The sequence below is a fragment of the Lysobacter sp. 05T417 genome (assembly GCF_056396405.1).
This window is the reverse complement of sequence record NZ_JBFTLK010000006.1, coordinates 280,278-298,400: the sequence shown is the minus strand read 5'-3', so window position 1 is coordinate 298,400 and position 18,123 is coordinate 280,278. Positions and strand designations below refer to the sequence as shown.

16 protein-coding genes are annotated in these 18,123 nt (G+C 68.4%); 9 read left to right on the top strand and 7 right to left on the bottom strand.

The features are described 5' to 3' along the window. Positions 1-17: 17 nt before the first annotated feature. A complete protein-coding gene (locus AC1DER_RS13355; protein ID WP_477243351.1) occupies positions 18-440 on the bottom strand; it encodes a ComEA family DNA-binding protein in 423 nt (140 codons plus the stop codon). Between the two features lie 237 nt (positions 441-677). Between AC1DER_RS13355 and AC1DER_RS13350 the strand changes: the two genes are divergently transcribed. Further along, on the top strand, positions 678-2,168 hold the full coding sequence (locus AC1DER_RS13350; protein WP_441817271.1) for a M20 family metallopeptidase: 1,491 nt from the start codon (positions 678-680) through the stop codon (positions 2,166-2,168). Positions 2,169-2,223: 55 nt separating this feature from the next. Next, positions 2,224-2,472, top strand: coding sequence for a GlsB/YeaQ/YmgE family stress response membrane protein (locus AC1DER_RS13345; protein ID WP_477243353.1), 249 nt, complete (start codon positions 2,224-2,226; stop codon positions 2,470-2,472). A gap of 84 nt (positions 2,473-2,556) precedes the next feature. Here the strand turns inward: AC1DER_RS13345 and cysN are convergent, their stop codons facing one another. Then, positions 2,557-4,449 carry a sulfate adenylyltransferase subunit CysN gene (gene cysN, locus AC1DER_RS13340; RefSeq protein WP_477243355.1) on the bottom strand — a complete coding sequence of 631 codons (1,893 nt, stop codon included), beginning with the start codon at positions 4,447-4,449 and terminating at the stop codon, positions 2,557-2,559. Further along, positions 4,449-5,363: a sulfate adenylyltransferase subunit CysD gene (gene cysD / locus AC1DER_RS13335; RefSeq protein WP_477243357.1), complete on the bottom strand. Its 915-nt coding sequence runs from the start codon at positions 5,361-5,363 to the stop codon at positions 4,449-4,451. Before cysD ends, cysN begins: the two co-directional genes overlap by 1 nt. A 224-nt stretch (positions 5,364-5,587) precedes the next feature. Here cysD and AC1DER_RS13330 point away from each other — a divergent pair, with 224 nt between their 5' ends. From AC1DER_RS13330 to AC1DER_RS13320, 3 genes are read left to right on the top strand one after another with little or no spacing between them, the layout of a single operon-like run. Then, a complete protein-coding gene (locus tag AC1DER_RS13330; RefSeq protein WP_477243359.1) occupies positions 5,588-7,447 on the top strand; it encodes an assimilatory sulfite reductase (NADPH) flavoprotein subunit in 1,860 nt (619 codons plus the stop codon). A gap of 1 nt (position 7,448) precedes the next feature. Continuing rightward, entirely contained in the window at positions 7,449-9,167 is a 1,719-nt protein-coding gene (gene cysI, locus AC1DER_RS13325; RefSeq protein WP_477243361.1) for an assimilatory sulfite reductase (NADPH) hemoprotein subunit, read from the top strand. Further along, positions 9,164-9,904: a phosphoadenylyl-sulfate reductase gene (locus tag AC1DER_RS13320; protein WP_441817265.1), complete on the top strand. Its 741-nt coding sequence runs from the start codon at positions 9,164-9,166 to the stop codon at positions 9,902-9,904. Before cysI ends, AC1DER_RS13320 begins: the two co-directional genes overlap by 4 nt. A gap of 69 nt (positions 9,905-9,973) precedes the next feature. Here AC1DER_RS13320 and AC1DER_RS13315 read toward each other — a convergent pair whose 3' ends face one another. Both AC1DER_RS13315 and AC1DER_RS13310 read right to left on the bottom strand, forming a co-directional pair. Further along, entirely contained in the window at positions 9,974-10,504 is a 531-nt protein-coding gene (locus AC1DER_RS13315; RefSeq protein ID WP_477243364.1) for a tetratricopeptide repeat protein, read from the bottom strand. A gap of 137 nt (positions 10,505-10,641) precedes the next feature. Continuing rightward, positions 10,642-11,625 carry a LysR family transcriptional regulator gene (locus tag AC1DER_RS13310; RefSeq protein WP_477243366.1) on the bottom strand — a complete coding sequence of 328 codons (984 nt, stop codon included), beginning with the start codon at positions 11,623-11,625 and terminating at the stop codon, positions 10,642-10,644. A gap of 196 nt (positions 11,626-11,821) precedes the next feature. On the opposite strand from AC1DER_RS13310, the gene cysG reads away from it, so the two are divergent. The 4 genes from cysG to murU all read left to right on the top strand — a co-directional run bounded on the left by cysG (position 11,822) and on the right by murU (position 16,235). Then, on the top strand, positions 11,822-13,246 hold the full coding sequence (cysG, locus tag AC1DER_RS13305; protein ID WP_477243368.1) for a siroheme synthase CysG: 1,425 nt from the start codon (positions 11,822-11,824) through the stop codon (positions 13,244-13,246). A 43-nt stretch (positions 13,247-13,289) separates the two neighbouring features. After that, positions 13,290-14,270: a cysteine synthase A gene (cysK, locus tag AC1DER_RS13300; RefSeq protein WP_477358042.1), complete on the top strand. Its 981-nt coding sequence runs from the start codon at positions 13,290-13,292 to the stop codon at positions 14,268-14,270. Positions 14,271-14,460: 190 nt separating this feature from the next. Further along, on the top strand, positions 14,461-15,483 hold the full coding sequence (locus AC1DER_RS13295) for an aminoglycoside phosphotransferase family protein (protein ID WP_477243372.1): 1,023 nt from the start codon (positions 14,461-14,463) through the stop codon (positions 15,481-15,483). Continuing rightward, positions 15,480-16,235 carry an N-acetylmuramate alpha-1-phosphate uridylyltransferase MurU gene (gene murU, locus AC1DER_RS13290; protein WP_477243374.1) on the top strand — a complete coding sequence of 252 codons (756 nt, stop codon included), beginning with the start codon at positions 15,480-15,482 and terminating at the stop codon, positions 16,233-16,235. The genes AC1DER_RS13295 and murU overlap by 4 nt, the downstream gene beginning before the upstream one ends. 3 nt (positions 16,236-16,238) lie before the next feature. On the opposite strand, the gene hda is transcribed toward murU, so the two are convergent. Both hda and AC1DER_RS13280 read right to left on the bottom strand, forming a co-directional pair. Next, positions 16,239-16,940, bottom strand: a complete 702-nt coding sequence (gene hda / locus AC1DER_RS13285) for a DnaA regulatory inactivator Hda (RefSeq protein ID WP_477243543.1) — start codon at positions 16,938-16,940, stop codon at positions 16,239-16,241. A gap of 29 nt (positions 16,941-16,969) precedes the next feature. Next, positions 16,970-18,115, bottom strand: coding sequence for an AI-2E family transporter (locus tag AC1DER_RS13280; RefSeq protein ID WP_477243376.1), 1,146 nt, complete (start codon positions 18,113-18,115; stop codon positions 16,970-16,972). Between the last annotated feature and the right edge of the window lie 8 nt (positions 18,116-18,123).

Below are 18,123 nucleotides of genomic sequence, written 5' to 3'. Positions count from 1 at the left end.
GGCGGCGGCAAGCAACGTCAGCGGCTGACTCCCCCGGTGCGGTCAGCTGGTTTGGCTGCTGGTCTGGCCGCCGGTTTGGCCGCCGGTTTGGCTGCCGGCTTCGCGGCCAGCGGCTTTGCCGGCGCCTGCTTGCCAGCCACCGCCTGCCTTGCCGGAGCGGCAGGCGCCGTCAAGACGATGCGGTCCAGGTTCTTCTCCACGGTCTTGAGCCCCACCCCTTTGACCAGGGCCAGTTGCTCGGCGCTGCGGAAAGGACCGTTCGCCTTGCGGTAGGCGACGATCGCTTCGGCCTTGCCCGGCCCGATGTTGACCATGACCCGGTCGATGGTGGCCGCATCGGCAGTGTTGATATTGACCTTCTCGGCGGCCGCGACGGTGGCAGCGGCCGCCATCAGAAAGGTCAGCAGCAGCGGCAAGGCCATCCTGGCGGGGGTTCTCATGGCGTGGCTCCGTGGACGCGGGCAACCAGTGTCGGCACTGGCCGGCTGCCGCTGCATCGCCACCGCCTTCACAACCGGGCAGGGGCAAACCGCTGCAACCGGTCAGGAAAGGCCTACCGGGAGGCAAAACCGGTCCATACGCTGCCGTTCCCGGGTGCCAACCCGCCCCATCGCGCATCGGATCGACCGCCGCGCAGGCGTAAACTGGCGGTTTCCACCGTTCCGAGGCCCCCCTCCATGGACAGCAGCAAGGTCGACCGTTTCGTCGGCGGCAAATGGGATGACGAGATCGTTCCGCAACTCGTCGAATACATCCGCATCCCGAACAAGTCGCCGATGTTCGACGCCGACTGGGTCAAGCACGGCTACATGGAAGATGCCGTCACGCTGATGGAGCGTTGGGCCAAAGCCCAGCCGATCCCGGGCATGCAGGTCGAAGTGGTTCGTCTCGAAGGGCGCACGCCGCTGATCTTCATCGAGATCCCGGCGGCCCACGGCGGCAGCAACGACGATTGCGTGCTGCTCTACGGCCACCTCGACAAGCAGCCGGAGATGACCGGCTGGGATCCGGAGTTCGGCCCGTGGTCGCCGGTCATCAAGGGCGATCGCCTCTACGGCCGCGGCGGCGCCGATGACGGCTACGCGATCTTCGGTTCGCTGACCGCCGTGCTGGCGCTGCAGGAACAGCAGCTGCCGCATTCGCGCTGCGTGATCCTGATCGAAGCCTGCGAAGAGTCCGGCAGCTACGACCTGCCCGCCTACGTCGATCATCTCGCCGGTCGCATCGGCAAGCCGTCGCTGGTGGTGTGCCTGGACTCGGGCTGCGGCAACTACGACCAGTTGTGGTGCACCACTTCGCTGCGCGGCCTGGCTGGCGGCAACTTCACGGTCAAGGTGCTCAGCGAAGGCGTCCACTCCGGCGACGCTTCGGGCATCGTGCCATCGAGCTTCCGCCTGCTGCGCCAGTTGCTGTCGCGCCTGGAAGACGAGAACACCGGCAAGATCCGCATCGACGACTTGTTCGTCGAAGTGCCGGCCGAACGCATGGCGCAGGCGCGCGAGGCGGCGAAGGTGCTCGACACGGCCATCTTCGACAAGTTTCCGCTGCTGCCCGGCATGAAGCCGATGGCCAGCGACCTGACCGAGCTGGTGCTCAACCGTACCTGGCGTCCGGCGCTGTCGGTGACCGGTGTCGACGGCATGCCGCCGCTGGCCTCGGCCGGCAACGTGCTGCGCCCGCACACCGCAGTGAAGCTGTCGCTGCGCCTGCCGCCGACCCTCGACGGCAAGCGTGCCGGCGAGCTGCTCAAGGACGTGCTGCTGCGCGATCCGCCGAACGGCGCACAGGTCACGCTCGATCTTGAAAAATCCTCGAGCGGCTGGAACGCACCGGCGCAGTCGCCGTGGCTGACCAAGGCCATCGACGCATCGAGCCGTGATTTCTTCGGCCAGCCGGCGATGTACATGGGCGAAGGCGGCTCGATTCCGTTCATGGGCATGCTCGGCGAGAAGTTCCCGGGCGCGCAGTTCATGATCACGGGCGTGCTTGGGCCGCACAGCAACGCGCACGGTCCCAACGAGTTCCTGCACATCCCGATGGGCAAGCGCGTGACCGCGTGTGTGTCGCGCGTGATCGCCGAGCATCACCTGGCCAGCCAGCGCGGCGAGACCAGCGGCGTGGCGGCGGTGGCCGGTGGCCAGGAGCGTGGCGACCACGGTTGCTGCTGAGGACTCCGGTGCTAGGATGCCCTCGCGTCACCCAACCACTTCAGGAGGGAGCGATATGGGCAGCATTGTCTATACGATCATCATTGGTGCGGTAATTGGCATCCTGGCGCGTTTCTTCAAACCCGGTGCGGATCCGATGGGCTGGATCCTCACCATCCTGCTCGGCATCGCCGGCGCCTACATCGGCAGCCTGCTCTACGCCGGCGGCGGATTCATCGGCTTCATCGTCTCGATCATCTGCGCAGTCGTACTGCTCTTCATCTACGAGTTCATACGCAGCAAGACCGCCAAACCAGTGGCATGACACGCGTGAAGCCATGCAGAAACCCCGGCCAAGGCCGGGGTTTTTGTTTGTGCGCCCTACGGCGCAAGACCCACGCCAGGCCGGTCACTCCATCAGGTAGTCGATGACCTGCTGCGCCAGGTGCTCGGCGCTCTCGTTCACCGTGTCCAGCTTCAGCTCGGCGGCTTGCGGAACCTCGTACGGCGAATCGATGCCGGTGAAGTTGCGCAGCTGGCCGGCGCGCGCCTTGGCGTAGAGGCCCTTCACGTCGCGCTTCTCGGCGACCGCCAGCGGTGTGTCGATGAACACTTCGACGAACTCACCGGAGTCAAACAGTTCGCGCGCCATCCGGCGTTCGGCGCGGAACGGCGAGATGAAGCTGACCAGCACGATCAGGCCGGCGTCCGCCATCAGCCGGGCCACTTCGGCGACGCGGCGGATGTTCTCGACGCGGTCCTCGTCGGTGAAGCCCAGGTCCTTGTTGAGACCGTGGCGGACGTTGTCGCCGTCGAGGATGAAGGTGTGGTAGCCCAGCGCGTGCAGGCGCTTGTCGACCAGGTTGGCGATTGTGGACTTGCCCGATCCCGAGAGGCCGGTGAACCACAGCACGCGCGCCTTCTGGCCCTTGATCCGAGCCCTCGCGGTCTTGTCCACATCGAGGTGCTGCCAGTGGATGTTGCCGGCGCGTCGCAGCGCGAACTCGAGCGTACCGGCGGCAACGGTGGCATTGCTCTGGCGGTCGACCAGGATGAAGCCGCCAAGCGTGCGGCTGTCGGCATAGGCCTCGAACGGCACCGGCTGATCGAGGTAGAGGTTGCAGTAACCGACCTCGTTGAGTTCCAGGTGCTTGGCCGCCAGCGGCTCCTGGGTGTTGACGTCGATCTTGTGCTTGATCTCGGTGACGCTGGCGCTGACCGTGCGCGTGCCGATCTTGAGCCAGTACGGACGACCGGGCAGCAACGCCTGCTCGCCCATCCACAGCATGTGCGCGGCGAACTGGTCGGCAACCTGCGGCGGCCGGTGTGCGTCGGCGACGACGTCGCCGCGGCTGATGTCGAGTTCATCGCGCAGCGTCAGCGTCACGGCCTGGCCCTCGCCGGCCACGTCGAGATCGCCGGTTGCGGTGACGATGCGCGCGACCTTCGAACGGCGACCCGAAGGCAGCACCACGATGTCGTCGCCGGGCCGCACGATGCCTGAGGCAATCGTGCCGGCGAACCCGCGGAAATCCTGGTCCGGCCGGTTGACGTACTGCACCGGCAGACGCAGGCCGATGTCGGCGGCGCCGCGGCTGGCGTCAACGTTTTCCAGGTACTCGAGCACGCTCGGGCCGTCGTACCACGGCGTGTTGGGCGAACGCTGCATCAGGTTGTCGCCCTGCAGCGCCGACAGCGGGACCGCCTGCACGTTGGCGATGCCGAGCTGGTCGGCGAGCGCGCGGTAGCCGGCGACGACCTCGTCGAAGACGGCGAAGTCGAAGCCGACCAGGTCCATCTTGTTCACCGCCAGCAGCACATGGCGGATGCCAAGCAGCGAGGCGATGTAGCTGTGCCGGCGGGTCTGCGCGAGCAGTCCCTTGCGGGCGTCGACCAGGACCACGGCAACATCGGCCGTCGATGCGCCGGTGGCCATGTTGCGGGTGTACTGCTCGTGGCCCGGGCAATCGGCGACGATGAACTTGCGCTTGTCGGTGCTGAAGAAGCGGTAGGCCACGTCGATCGTGATGCCCTGCTCGCGCTCGGCCGAGAGACCGTCGAGCAGCAGCGCGTAGTCGATCTCGCCGTTGCGCGTGCCGTGGCGGCGGCTGTCGGATTCCAGCGCCGACAGCTGGTCGTCGAACAGCGCGCGGCTCTCGAACAGCAGGCGTCCGATCAGCGTGCTCTTGCCGTCGTCGACGCTGCCACAGGTGATGAAGCGCAGCAGGCCCTTGGTTTCGTGCCGCTGCAGGTAGGCGGCGACGTCGGAGGCGGCGGCTTCGGATGCAGGTGCGGTGGCCATCAGAAATACCCCTCCTGCTTCTTCTTCTCCATCGACGCACCCGGGTCGTGGTCGATCACCCGGCCCTGGCGCTCGGAGGTGGTGGCCACCAGCATCTCGGCGATGATCTTCTCCAGAGTGTCGGCCTGCGACTCGACCGCGCCGGTCAGCGGGTAGCAGCCGAGCGTACGGAAGCGTACCTGGCGCAACTGCGCGGTCTCGCCCTCGCGCAGCGGCAGGCGCTCGTCGTCGACCAGGATGAGTGCGCCATCGCGCTCGACCACCGGGCGTGGCGCAGCGAAGTACAGCGAAGGCACCGGGATCTGTTCGCGGTAGATGTAGAGCCAGATGTCCAGCTCGGTCCAGTTCGACAGTGGGAACACGCGCACCGATTCGCCCTTGTGGATGCGGGTGTTGTAGAGGCTCCACAGTTCCGGCCGCTGGTTCTTCGGGTCCCACCGGTGCTGGGCGCTGCGAAACGAGAAGATGCGCTCCTTGGCGCGCGACTTCTCCTCGTCGCGGCGGGCGCCACCGATGGCGGCGTCGAAGCCGTGGAGGTCCAGCGCCTGCTTGAGCGCCTGGGTCTTCATCACGTCGGTGTGGACGGTGGCGCCGTGGCTGATCGGGCCGATGCCCTGGGCGACGCCCTCGGGATTGGTGTGCACGCGCAACTCGACGCCGGTCTCGTCGGCGCGACGGTCGCGGAAGGCGATCATCTCGCGGAATTTCCAGCCGGTGTCGACGTGCAGCAGCGGGATCGGCGGCTTGCGTGCCGGCGCGAACGCCTTCAGCAGCAGGTGCAGCAGCACCGAGCTGTCCTTGCCGATCGAGTACAGCATGACCGGATTGCGGAACTCGGCCGCCACCTCGCGCAGGATGTGGATGCTCTCGGCTTCGAGGCGATCGAGGTGGCTCAGTTCAACAGGCAGGGTCATCGTCAGGCAGTGGGTGGCGGGTGTGAACCGGAGGGTTGCGGGAGGGCGGCAGTCCGTCTTCGCCGGGTCGGTTCGGAGGTCGCGGCTATCTGACCACATTGTAGGAGCGGCCGGCATGCGCCGCAGAAATAAGCCCGGGGCATGAGCGCATTACCCAACGTCCTTTCATATGGCCTCCGGCGAGGCCTAGCCTGCAATGGTCCCCGCCGCCCAGTCCCATGCCGATGTCGGCTTCACCTTCAAGCCCGCTTGCTTCTGGCCCGACTGCCAGCCCTTCTCTCGGCCCTCCCCTGTCCGGGGATCGGCTGGCCGCACTCGCCCACGTCACTGACGGACTCGATGCGAATGGCCTGTGGTGGCTGTCGGGCTATGCCGCCGGGCTGGCCAGCCGCGGCGCCGGGACGGCGCTGACGGCTGCCGCCCCGGTTGCAGAAGCCCAGGCGGCGGGGCGCCTGACCATCGTCTACGGCAGCCAGACCGGCAACGCCAAGCGCTTGGCCGAGCAGCTCGCACGCCAGTCCGAGGCCGCCGGCGTGCCAGTGCGCCTGCTTCGCGCCGACGCCTACCCGACCCGCGAGCTGAAGGACGAGCGCACCCTCTACCTCGTCATCAGCACGCAGGGCGACGGCGATCCGCCGGATGATGCGCGCGCCCTGGTCGAGTTCATCGCCGGCAAGCGCGCGCCGCAGCTCAAGCAGCTGCGCTACGCCGTGCTCGGTCTGGGCGACTCGAGCTACCCGCAGTTCTGCGCGATCGGGCAGAAGCTCGACGAACGCCTGGCCGAACTCGGAGCGACCCGCCTGCTGCCCCGCGGCGACGCCGACCTCGACCTGGAGACCATCGCCACGCCGTGGCTGGCGCAGGCACTGGCCAAGGCAAAGGAGGCCTTGAAGCCGACCGCACCGCTGGCGACGGTCACGCCGTTACGACCGCTGGCGCCGGCGCCCGCGCACGGACGCGACGCGCCGTTCGCGGCCGAACTGCTGCTCAACCAGCGACTGGTCAGCCGCGCCAGCAGCGTGGGACGCCCCGGCCCGGACAAGGACGTGCGCCACATCGAGCTGTCGCTGGAAGGTTCGGGCCTGCACTACGAACCCGGCGATGCACTGGGGCTGTGGCCGTCCAATCCGCCTGCGCTGGTCGAGGCGGTGCTCTCGACGCTGCACCTCGACGGCGACGACGAGGTCGGCCACGGTGGCCTGAAGCTGCCGCTGCGTCGCTGGCTTGGCGACAAGCGCGAACTGACGCGGTTGACGCGTCCGTTCGTCGCCAGTCTTGCCGCACAGGCACGCAACGCCGAACTCAACGACCTGCTCGCGCCGGGACAGCAGGCGCAGCTTGTCAAGCTGCTCGGCGAGCAGCAGGTGATCGACCTGCTGCCGCGCTACCGCGCGGAGTGGAGCGGCGAGGAGCTGGTGGCGGCGTTGCGGCCGATGACCCCGCGCCTGTACTCCATCGCCTCCAGCCAGATGCAGGTCGGCGACGAGGTCCACCTCACCGTCGCCCATGTCGAATACGACAACGGCCAGGGCACGCGCTGGGGCGCGGCCTCGCACCAGCTGGCGGCGGCGGCCGAAGGCGAGCGGCTGCCGGTGTTCATCGAACACAACGAGCGCTTCCGCCTGCCCGCCGACGCCTCGCGCGACGTGATCATGATCGGGCCCGGCACCGGCGTGGCGCCGTTCCGCGGCTTCGTCCAGGAGCGCGCGGCCATTGCCGCGAGTGGCCGCAACTGGCTGCTGTTCGGCAATCCGCACTTCCGCACCGATTTCCTCTACCAGGTCGAGTGGCAGCAGGCGCTCAGGGACGGACGCCTTCACCGTCTCGACCTGGCCTTCTCGCGCGACCAGGCGCACAAGGTCTACGTCCAGCATCGCCTGCGCGAACAGGGCCGCGAGCTATTCGACTGGCTCGAAGCCGGCGCCCATCTGTACGTCTGCGGCGACGCCACGCGCATGGCGCGCGACGTGCATGCGGCGCTGCTCGACGCGATCGCCGAGCACGGCGGCAAGTCCGCCGAAGCCGCCAACGATTACCTCAACGACCTGCAGCAGCAGGGCCGCTACGCAAGAGACGTGTACTGAAATGAGCAGCCATTCGGTCGAGGACATCAAGCACGAAAGCGCGCGCCTGCGCGGAACGCTGCTGGCGTCGCTCGCCAACCCGCTCACCGGCGCGCTCGCCGATGACGACCAGACCCTGATCAAGTATCACGGCAGCTACCAGCAGGATGACCGCGACATCCGTGAGGAGCGCCGCGTCGCCAAGCTCGAGCCGGCCTACAGCTTCATGATCCGCACACGCACGCCCGGTGGCGTGGTGACGCCGGCGCAGTGGCTCAAGCTCGACAGCGTGGCCACCCGCTTCGCCGAGCGCGGACTGCGCATCACCACCCGCCAGGCGTTCCAGTTCCATGGCGTGATCAAGACCGAACTGAAGTCGACGATGCAGGCCATCAATGCCACGCTGATCGACACCCTCGCCGCCTGCGGCGACGTCAACCGCAACGTCGCCGTCGCCGCCAACCCACTGCTGTCGCAGGCGCATGCCGCGGTTCATGCGCAGGCTGCGGCATTGTCCGAACACCTGCTGCCCAACACCCGCGCCTACTACGAGATCTGGCTGGACGAGGAGCGCATCGTCGGCAGCGGCAGCGAGGACGAGCCGGTGTACGGGCCGACCTACCTGCCGCGCAAGTTCAAGATCGGCTTTGCGATCCCGCCCTACAACGATGTCGACGTGTTCGCCCAGGACCTGGGCTTCATCGCCATCCTCGACGATGGCGGCACGCTGGCCGGATACAACGTCAGCGTCGGCGGTGGCATGGGTGCGACCCATGGCGATGCGGAAACCTATCCGCGCCTGGGCGACGTGATCGGCTTCGTCACGCCCGACCAGGTGATCGCCGTTGGCGAAGCCGTGGTCACCGCGCAGCGCGACCACGGCAATCGCAACGTGCGCAAGCGCGCGCGGCTGAAGTACACCATCGACGACCACGGCCTGGACTGGTTCAAGGCCGAGGTCGAGCGGCGCGCCGGCTTTGCGCTGCTACCGGCGCGTGCTTTCAGTTTCGTCCACAACGGGGACAGATTCGGCTGGATCGAGGGCCAAAACGGTCTTGCCCATCTCACCCTGCGTATCGTTGCCGGGCGCATCTGGGATCACGAAGGCGTGGCCCACCTCAGCGGGCTGCGTGAAATTGCGCGGGTGCTGGACGCAGCGGCGGTCGACGCGGAATTCCGCCTGACGCCCAACCAGAACCTGGTGATCGCGGGCGTACCGGCGGCGCTGCGGACGCGGATCGACGCGCTGGTCGCGCAGTACGAATTGGACGGCTACAGCAAGGCCACCCCGCTGCAGCGCAATGCCCTGGCCTGCGTCGCGCTGCCGACGTGCGGCCTGGCGATGGCCGAAGCCGAACGCTACCTGGCCGAGCTGACCGGCAAGGTGCAGCAGCTGCTCGACGGCCATGGCCTGCACGACGCGCCGATCCACCTGCGCATCAGCGGCTGCCCGAATGGCTGCTCGCGGCCGTACCTGGGCGAGATCGCCCTGGTCGGCAAGGCACCCGGCCGCTACAACCTCATGCTCGGCGCCGACCACCGCGGCCAGCGCCTGAACACCCTGTACCGCGAGAACATCGTCGAGGCACAGATCCTCGCCGAGCTCGATCCACTTTTTGCGCGCTATGCCGGCGAGCGCCAGGCCGATGAAGGCTTTGGCGATTTCCTCGTCCGCACTGCCGTGATTGCACCACCCAGGCCCCCGATTCCCTTGCAACTGCGTAGCGAGAACGCGGCATGAGCACGCCCCCCGATCCGATCACCGCCGCCGAGTCGCCGCAGGCACTGGCGGAACTCAATCGCTGGCTTGGCCAGCACAGCGCCGAAGAGCGCGTTGCGTGGGCGCTGGAGAACACCGCCGGCACCCACGCGCTGTCGTCGAGCTTCGGCGCGCAGGCGGCGGTGTCGCTGCACCTGGCCACGCGCCAGCAGCCGGACATGCCGGTGATCCTGATCGATACCGGCTACCTGTTCCCCGAGACCTACCGCTTCGTCGACCAGCTCAGCGAGCGGCTGGGCCTGAACCTCAAGGTCTACCGGCCGCAGATCGGCATCGCCTGGATGGAGGCGCGCCTGGGCAAGATCTGGGAGAACGGCCTGGACGGCATCGAGCGCTACAACCGCATGCGCAAGGTCGAGCCGATGCAGCGCGCGTTGAACGAACTGGGCGTGCGTACCTGGATCGCCGGCCTGCGGCGCAGCCAGGCGCGCACCCGCGCCAACATCGACTTCCTCGAGTTGCGCGACGGCCGCTGGAAGCTGCACCCGATCGCCGACTGGAGCGACCGCGAAGTCTGGCAATACCTGCAGCAGCACGACCTGCCCTACCACCCGCTGTGGCACCAGGGTTACGTGTCGATCGGCGACATCCACACGACGCGACCGCTGGAGGCCGGCATGAACGAGGAAGACACGCGTTTTTTCGGCCTGAAGCGTGAGTGCGGGCTGCATTTCGACAGCGAGCCCAACGCCGCCTGATGGCAGCGTCCCGGCGATGGCCGGGACGGCTGACAGATGCGGCTCGCCCGTAGCGGGCGGCCCACGCGCTTATTCCTGCGGCGTCACACCCAGGTAGCTACCGGCCGCGGCAACCGTCGCCCAGACGTTGGGTTCGCGCTTGAACGAGCGATCGAACAGCGCTTCGGCGGCGGCCCGGTCGCCCTGCATCAGGTAGTACGCGCCGACCTCGGCCATGCCGCTGCTGTCCTTGGGCTTCTCGCTGACGTAGCGGTCGAACAGGGCCTTGGCCTGCGACCATTCGCCGGCTTCGCGATAGACGCGGGCGATCCGGAACAGATCGCTCGGCTCGGGCTCGTCGGCCAGCACTTCGTCGAAGATCGCCTGCCCGGCCGGCTTGGAACCGCTGAGGTAGTAGATGCGGCCAATGGCGATGCGCTCCCAGCTGCCGCCATCGGCCTGGACCTTGGCCAGTTCGAGCATGGCCAGGGCCGCTTCCTGGTTGTTTTTGTCGCGATAGGGCCAGACGCCCGGCTTCTGCGCGGCGAAACCGACGGCGACGCCGGATGCGAAGAGGCTCGCGGTGATGACGGCAGACGCGATGATGGAGCGAAGCTGCATTGGCGGTTCTCCCTGGTCGAATGAACGATGAGCGTTGCGCGCAGGCAGCCGGCGACGGCCACGTTCGTGCCGCGGTCGCTGGTCGATTGCCTTTCCCCGCCCGCAGCATAGGTAAGCGCGGGCGCGCCGAACAGCCCTCAGGTCGTGATCGGCTGGCTCAGCTCGCGCCACGATGGCGCATCCGGCCAGCGTGGCTCCAGGTTACCTTCAAGAATGCGGCGCAGGTCGCGCCGGTCGAGCTGCGGCGCGATGCCATGCATCAATGCCAATGCGTACTCGCGCAGCACGCGCGCGCGCGGGATCACCGCCCAGGTGATGCACTCGGGCAATGCCTCCGGCGCCGGCAACGCCTTGAGGTCGGTGTCGCGAACGCCGACCGCCATCTCCGCCAGCACGCCCACACCGAGACCGGCGCGTACGTAGGTCTTGATCAGGTCGGCATCGCGCGCAGTCATCGCCAGCTGCGGTTCCAGCCCGGCAGCGGCGAACGTGCGGTGCAGCGAGGACTCGTGCCTGGTCGAGGATTCGTAGCTGATCAGTGGATGCGCGGCCAGTTCCGCCAGCGTCGGCGCGCGCTCAAGCTTGGCCAGCGGATGGGTGAGCGGCACCAGCACCACCCGGCGCCAGCGGTACAGCGGCACGGCGACTCCGCCCTCGGGCTCGCCGCCGGCCGTGCTGATCACGGCAAGGTCGGCTTCGCCGCGTGCGAGCTGCTCGAGCACTTCGCCATCGGCCGCCGCCTGCAGGTGCACGCTGACCTGCGGAAACTCGCGCTTCACCGCGGCGATCACTTCCGGCAGGACGAAACGGGCCTGGGTGTGGGTGGTCGCCAGGACCAGCCGGCCGCTGTGCTGGCCGCGCTCGTTGGCGGCATAGGCGCGGATGTTGCTGGCTTCCTCGAGGATGCGACGGGCGTGCATCAGCACGCGCTCACCCGCCGGCGCGATCGCTTCCAGGCTGCGCCCCTTGCGGGTGAACAGCTGGAAACCGAGCTCGTCCTCGAGCTGCTTGAGCTGCTTGGACAGGCCGGGCTGGGTGGCATGCACGCGCTCGGCGGCCAGCGTGATGTTGAGGCCGGAGTCGGCAATGGCGACGAGGTAGCGGAGCTGGGTGAGGGTCATGGGGGGAGCGAACCGGGTTATCTATCGCTCAATACGAATAAAGGGATGGAAAGAAAACTACCCCGCCCGCGGGCGGCTGTCCAGAGCTGTGGCGGTCATTCCGAAACGACATACCGCCAGGCGCCCGCGTCATTTCCGCCGGCGAGGCGGCCTGGGTAGGTTCACGGTATCGCCGCCCCCACCCTTGATCGACACCATGGCCAGTCCACTGTTTCCCGTATTCGCCGACCTGCGCGGCCGTGACGTGCTGGTGGTCGGCGGCGGCGCGGTGGCCCAGCGCAAGGCGGAGGCGTTGCTCGAAGCGGGCGCGCGGGTCCGCCTTGGCGCGCCGGAGATCAGCGCCGCGCTGTCGCACCATGCCGGCGAGGGCCGGATCCAGCATCTGCAGGGTCCGTTCCAGGCGCACTGGCTCGACGGCGCCTGGCTCGCGATCGCCGCGACCGATGACCAGGCCGTCAACCAGGCCGTCGCCGACGCCGGCGAAGCGCGGCGCATCTGGGTCAACGTGGTCGACGATGCGCAGGCATCGAGCGTGCAGATCCCGGCGCGGATCGAACGCGGACCGCTGCAGGTCGCGATCTCCAGCGGCGGCGGCGCACCCATGCTGGCGCGCCACCTGCGCGAGAAGCTCGAATCGGAACTCGACGAATCGATCGGCGCGCTGGCCGAACTGCTGGCACGCGAACGACCACGTATCCGCGCACGATTCCCGCAGACCGGCCAGCGTCGCCGCTTCTTCGATCGCCTGCTGGCAGGTCCGGTGCCGAAACTGTTGCGCCAGCGCCAGCCACTGGCCGCGGAGCGCGAGTTCAGCGCGGCACTGGGCGAGTCCAGCGATTCCGGCACACGCGGTTCTGTCGCGCTGGTGGGAGCCGGCCCGGGCGATCCGGGCCTGCTGACCCTGCGCGCCCTGCGCGTGCTCAACGAAGCCGACGTGATCCTGCACGACCGCCTGGTCAGCAAGGACGTGCTGCAACTGGTGCGGCGCGATGCGCAGCGGATCGAGGTCGGCAAGCAGGCCGGCAACCACCACACCACCCAGCAACAGATCCATGCGCTGATGCTCGAGCATGCCCGCGCCGGCAAGCGCGTGGTGCGGCTCAAGGGCGGCGATCCGTTCGTGTTCGGTCGCGGCGGCGAAGAGCTCGAAGTGCTCCGCGCCGACGGCATTGAGTTCGAGGTCGTGCCGGGCATCACGGCGGCACTGGCCTGCGCGGCCTACGCGGGCGTGCCGCTGACCCATCGCGACCACGCGCAATCGGTGCGGCTGGTCACGGCGCACTGCAAGGATTCGCTCGACACGCTCGACTGGCCGTCGCTGGCGCTCGAACGGCAGACGCTTGCCGTCTACATGGGCGTGGCCGGACTGGATGCGCTGCGCGATCGGCTGATCGCGCACGGCCGCGCACCTTCGACACCGTTCGCCCTGGTCGAGAACGGTTCGCGCCCCGAACAGCGGGTGGTGGTCGGCACGCTGGCGGACCTGGCCGAGCGTGCGCGCCACCACGAGGTGCAGTCGCCGGCACTGCTGATCGTCGGCGAAGTGGCGTCGCTGGCCCAGTCGCTGCACTGGTTCGGCGCTGCGCCATTGGGTGAAGCACCGCTGGCGCTGGCTGCCTGAGACCGCACCCGCCTCCCTCCCACAGATTCGCCGGAGTAAACCCATGGCCCTGTACGACAGCATCCTGGACACCATCGGCAGCACGCCGATCGTGCGCCTGCACCGCATCGCCCCTGCGCACGTCACCCTCTATGCCAAGGTCGAATCCTTCAATCCTGGCGGTTCGGTCAAGGATCGCCTCGCGCTCGCAATCGTGCTCGATGCAGAGCGCAAGGGCCTGCTCAAACCCGGGCAGACGATAGTCGAAGCGACCTCGGGCAACACCGGCATCGCCCTGGCGCTGGTCGCGGCCGCGCGTGGCTACCCGTTCGTTGCGGTGATGACGGAGACCTTCTCGGTCGAACGGCGCAAGCTGATGCGCGCATACGGCGCAAAGGTGATCCTGACCCCCGCCGCGGAACGCGGCAGCGGCATGGTGCGCAAGGCCGCCGAGCTGGCGGAAAAACATGGCTGGTTCCTCGCCCGCCAGTTCGAGAACGAGGCCAATCCGGCGTACCACCGCAGCACCACCGGCCCGGAAATCCTGCGCGATTTCGCCGGCAAGCGCCTGGACTATTTCGTCAGCGGCTGGGGCACCGGCGGCACGATTACCGGAGCCGGCGAAGTGCTCAAGCTTGCGCGTCCTGACCTGAAGATCGTCGCCAGCGAACCGGCCGGTGCGGCGCTGCTGTCGGGCAATGCGTGGCAGCCGCACAAGATCCAGGGCTGGACGCCGGACTTCCTGCCGGCGGTACTGAGCCGCACGATCGCCGACGAAGTGCTGCCGGTGGACGACGTGGTGGCGCGCGACACGGCGCGCCGCCTGGCTGCGGAAGAAGGTGTGTTCGTCGGCATCTCCGCCGGTGCGACTGTCGCCGCGGCGCTGAAGGTGGCCGAGCGCGCGCCGGAAGGGTCGGTGCTGCTGGCGGTGCTGCCCGATACCGGCGAGCGCTATCTGTCGACGTTCCTGTTCGAGGGCGTGGCAGAAGGGTCGGACGACGAATGGCTGGCGTCGCTGGAGGGCAAGGCGGCCGTGGCGGCCTGAGGCGGCTGCGCCTGGGCCCTCACCCCAACCCCTCACCCTCACCCCAACCCATCTCCCGCCAGGCCCTTCTCCCGTTCACGGGAGAAGTTGGCCCGAAGGGCCGGATGAGGGCCGCCCCTGATTTCGCATTCCCCCGCGCGCAGCGCCCCGCTACGCTGTGCGTGTGCGGCTGTCGCCGCCCGGAGAATGCATGACCGCAGTACCCCAGTCACCCGATCGCGAGTCAATCGACCGCGAGACCGCGCGCCTTGCCTGGGCGCGTGCCGCCAGCGGCAACCCCGAGCTGTCCCTGCAGCGCGCCTCGGTCGACGCCGGCTTCCGCAGTTACTGGCGCGCCAGCGGCGCCGCGGGCTCGCACATCGTGATGGATTCGCCGCCCGCGCTCGAGGACGTGCGTCCGTGGCTGCGCATGCGCGACCTGCTTGAAGGCGGCGGCGTGCGCGTGCCGCAGGTGCTGGTCGAGGATGTCGAATCCGGCTTCCTGCTGATGGAGGACCTGGGCGGCCCGACCCTGGCCAAGGTCATCGACGACGCCAACGCCGACGCCCACTTCGCCGCCGCGATCACGCAACTGCTGAAGCTGCAGGCGATCGTGCCGCCGCCGGGCATGGGCGAGTTCGGCGAGGCGCTGCTGCAGCGCGATGCCGGCCTGTTCGAGGAATGGTTCCTGCGCCGTCATCTCGGCATCGCGCTCGGCTGCGGCGATGCCGAGCACCTGCAGCTGGTGCAGCGGCGGTTGATGGACAACGCCCTGTCGCAGGCGCGCGTGCTGACCCATCGCGACTTCATGCCGCGCAACCTGATGCCGGTGGCTGACGGCCCGGCCGTGCTGGACTTCCAGGACTGCGTCAGCGGTCCGGTAGCCTACGACGCCGTCAGCCTGTTCAAGGACGCTTTCCTGAGTTGGCCGCTCGCGCGCGTCGACGAATGGCTGGCGCAGTACCACGCGCGTGCGCTCGCCGCCGGCGTGCCGGTGCCGCCGCTGGCGCAGTTCCGCCGCGATGCCGACTGGCTCGGCATCCAGCGGCACCTGAAGATCCTCGGCATCTTTGCCCGCCTGCACCATCGCGACGGCAAGTCGCACTACATCGCCGATGCGCCGCGCTTCATTGCCTATCTCGATGAAGTGTTGCCGCGTTATCCGGAACTGTCGCCGCTGCGCGACCTGCTCGACTCGCGCATCCGTCCGGCGATGAGGGGAGTGGACGCATGAAGGCGCTTGTCTTCGCCGCGGGGCTGGGCGAGCGCATGCGCCCGCTGACCAACCACACGCCCAAGCCGTTGCTGGTCGCCGGTGGCAAGCCGCTGATCGTGTGGCACCTGGAAAAGCTGGCCGCGGCAGGCGTTCGCGAGGTGGTGATCAACACCAGCTGGCTCGCCGGCCAGTTCCCGGACACGCTCGGAGACGGCTCGCGCTGGGGACTGCGCCTGCACTACTCCTACGAAGGTCCGACGCCGCTGGAGACCGGTGGCGGGATGCTGCATGCGCTGCCTTTGTTGCGCTCGGGCGAGGACGACAACCGCGCGTTCGTGCTGGTCAATGGCGACGTCTGGACCGACTTCGACTTCGCCCGCCTTCCGCGCCAGATCGACGGCGACGCGCATCTGGTCCTGGTCGACAATCCGCCACAGCACCCGGGTGGCGATTTCATCCTCGATGAGCAATCGGGGCGGGTCACGTTCGGTGACGGGCTGCACGGCAAGGTTCCGCCGGCGGGCGCGCACGCGTTGCGCAAGACCTACGCCGGCATCGCCCTCTATCGGCCTTCGGTGCTCGACGGCTGGCGCGGGATCGTCGGCAACGTCGCGGGCGCCGATGAGCATCCGCCGCGTTTCAAGCTGCCACCGCTGTTGCAGGCGGCCATGGCCAAGGGCCGCGTGACTGGCGAGCACCACCGTGGCCGCTGGACGGATGTGGGTACGCCGGAGCGCCTGGCCACGCTGGATGCGGAACTGCGCGGCTAGGTCTCAGCTTCCCAGCGTCTGCCGCAGGAACGGCACGGTGATCCGACGCTGTGCCGCCAGCGATGCGCGATCGAGGCGGTCGAGCAATGCGGTCAATCCGCCAAGGTCGCGGCCAACGCGCTTGAGCAGCCAGTCCAATGCGGCTTCCTCCAGCACCAGTCCACGGCGCTGCGCGCGTTGCCGCAGCACTTCGCGGCGACCGTCGTCGTCCAGCGGCGCCAGCGTGATGCGCGTGCATTGGCCCAGCCGCGAGCGCAGATCGGGCAAACCCAGGCCGATCGCATCGGGAATGTCGCGCGCGGCATAGACCAGCGCCACGCCGGCGGCGCGCGCGCGGTTGTGCGCGTCGAACATCGCGACCTCGTCCTCGCGGTTGCCGGCGATGACATCGAGGCCATCGATCGCGATCAGGTCGTTGCCTTCCAGCGCCTCAAGCGCGTCGCGCAGGCGGCCGGCCGCGGCCAGCAGCGGCAGGTAGGCGGCGCGACGGCCGGCGGCTTCGGTGGCCGCGCAGGTCGCCAGCAGCAAGTGGGTCTTTCCGACGCCCGACGGCCCGGCCAGGTAGACGTTGTCGGTGCGCACCTCAGCGGTGCCCGCTGCCAGCGCAAGCAATTGCTCCACGGTCCCGGCGGGCGCATGGACAAACGCATCAAGGCGCTGGTCGGGCGGATAACGCAACGCCAGCGGCAACTGCGGAACGCTCACTGCGGGCCTCTCGCCACTGAACCGATCGCTCACTCTTGCCTGTCGTCCAGCGGCGGCGCCAGGTGCGGGTCGGTCAACGGATCCGGAACCGTTTCGCCGACATACAGGCGGCTGTGACGATAACGCTCCTGCGCATAGCGCAGCAGCACGTTGACCACCGCCGCCACCGGCAGCGCCAGCAGCATGCCGAGGAAGCCGAACAGCTGACCACCGGCGAGCACGGCGAAGATCACCGCGACCGGATGCAGGCCGATGCGGTCGCCGACCAGCTTGGGCGTCAGCACGTAGCTTTCGATCACCTGGCCGATGCCGAACACCACCAGCACGCCGGCAACATGTTGCCAGTCGCCGAACTGCACCAGCGCCGCGATCACGCCCAGGAGGATGCCGCTGGCCGGGCCAAGGTAGGGAACGAAGGTCAGCAGGCCGGCGATCAGGCCGATCAGGATGCCCAGGTCCAGGCCGACCGCCCACAGGCCCAGGCCGTACATCACGCCGAGCACCAGCATCACCAGGAACTGGCCGCGCAGGAACGCACCGAGCACGTCGCTCGATTCGCGCGCCAGCCGGGCGGCGGTGGGCAGGTGATTGCGCGGGATCAAGGATGCGACGCGTTCGACCAGCAGATCCCAGTCACGCAGGAAGAAGAAGGCGATCACCGGCAGCAGCGCGATGTTGGCGACCATGGCCAGTACCGCCGAACCCGAGCGCGAGAGATAGCCCAGCATCGTCGTCGCGATGCCGCCGGCCTGGTCCCAGTTCTCGCGGACGAGCTGGGCGAAATGGGTGAAATCGAGCGAGTCGGTGATCTCGAAGCCGGTGCGGCGCTCGACCCACGGCAGTGCGGTCGTCATCAGCCACTCGCGATAGCGCGGCAGCGACGTGACCAGGGTGGTGATCTGCCGTTCCATCAATGGCAACAGGATCAGCAGCGCTGCCAGCACGATCAGCGCCATCATCGTGAACACCATCGCGACCGCGGTGTTGCGCGAACGGCCGGCGCGCTCGAGCCGGTCGACCAGCGGGTCGCCCAGCCAGGCCAGGATCAGCGCGAAGGCGAACGGTGAAAGGATCGGCGCCAGCAGCCACAGCAGCCAGCACACGCCCAGGCCGAGCGCAGTCCATTGCAGCCGGCGCAGGAACAGCGCGATCTCGTCCAGTGATTGCGTTTGCATGGGGTTCC

Coding starts and splice junctions, on each gene's coding strand:
- AC1DER_RS13280 (WP_477243376.1), bottom strand. CDS start 18,115: ATGCAAACGCAATCACTGGACGAGATCGCGCTGTTCCTGCGCCGGCTG.
- cysG (WP_477243368.1), top strand. CDS start 11,822: ATGGCCAGTCCACTGTTTCCCGTATTCGCCGACCTGCGCGGCCGTGAC.
- cysD (WP_477243357.1), bottom strand. CDS start 5,363: ATGACCCTGCCTGTTGAACTGAGCCACCTCGATCGCCTCGAAGCCGAG.
- cysI (WP_477243361.1), top strand. CDS start 7,449: ATGAGCAGCCATTCGGTCGAGGACATCAAGCACGAAAGCGCGCGCCTG.
- AC1DER_RS13350 (WP_441817271.1), top strand. CDS start 678: ATGGACAGCAGCAAGGTCGACCGTTTCGTCGGCGGCAAATGGGATGAC.
- AC1DER_RS13320 (WP_441817265.1), top strand. CDS start 9,164: ATGAGCACGCCCCCCGATCCGATCACCGCCGCCGAGTCGCCGCAGGCA.
- AC1DER_RS13345 (WP_477243353.1), top strand. CDS start 2,224: ATGGGCAGCATTGTCTATACGATCATCATTGGTGCGGTAATTGGCATC.
- AC1DER_RS13310 (WP_477243366.1), bottom strand. CDS start 11,625: ATGACCCTCACCCAGCTCCGCTACCTCGTCGCCATTGCCGACTCCGGC.
- AC1DER_RS13355 (WP_477243351.1), bottom strand. CDS start 440: ATGAGAACCCCCGCCAGGATGGCCTTGCCGCTGCTGCTGACCTTTCTG.
- AC1DER_RS13295 (WP_477243372.1), top strand. CDS start 14,461: ATGACCGCAGTACCCCAGTCACCCGATCGCGAGTCAATCGACCGCGAG.
- murU (WP_477243374.1), top strand. CDS start 15,480: ATGAAGGCGCTTGTCTTCGCCGCGGGGCTGGGCGAGCGCATGCGCCCG.
- AC1DER_RS13330 (WP_477243359.1), top strand. CDS start 5,588: ATGTCGGCTTCACCTTCAAGCCCGCTTGCTTCTGGCCCGACTGCCAGC.
- cysK (WP_477358042.1), top strand. CDS start 13,290: ATGGCCCTGTACGACAGCATCCTGGACACCATCGGCAGCACGCCGATC.
- cysN (WP_477243355.1), bottom strand. CDS start 4,449: ATGGCCACCGCACCTGCATCCGAAGCCGCCGCCTCCGACGTCGCCGCC.
- AC1DER_RS13315 (WP_477243364.1), bottom strand. CDS start 10,504: ATGCAGCTTCGCTCCATCATCGCGTCTGCCGTCATCACCGCGAGCCTC.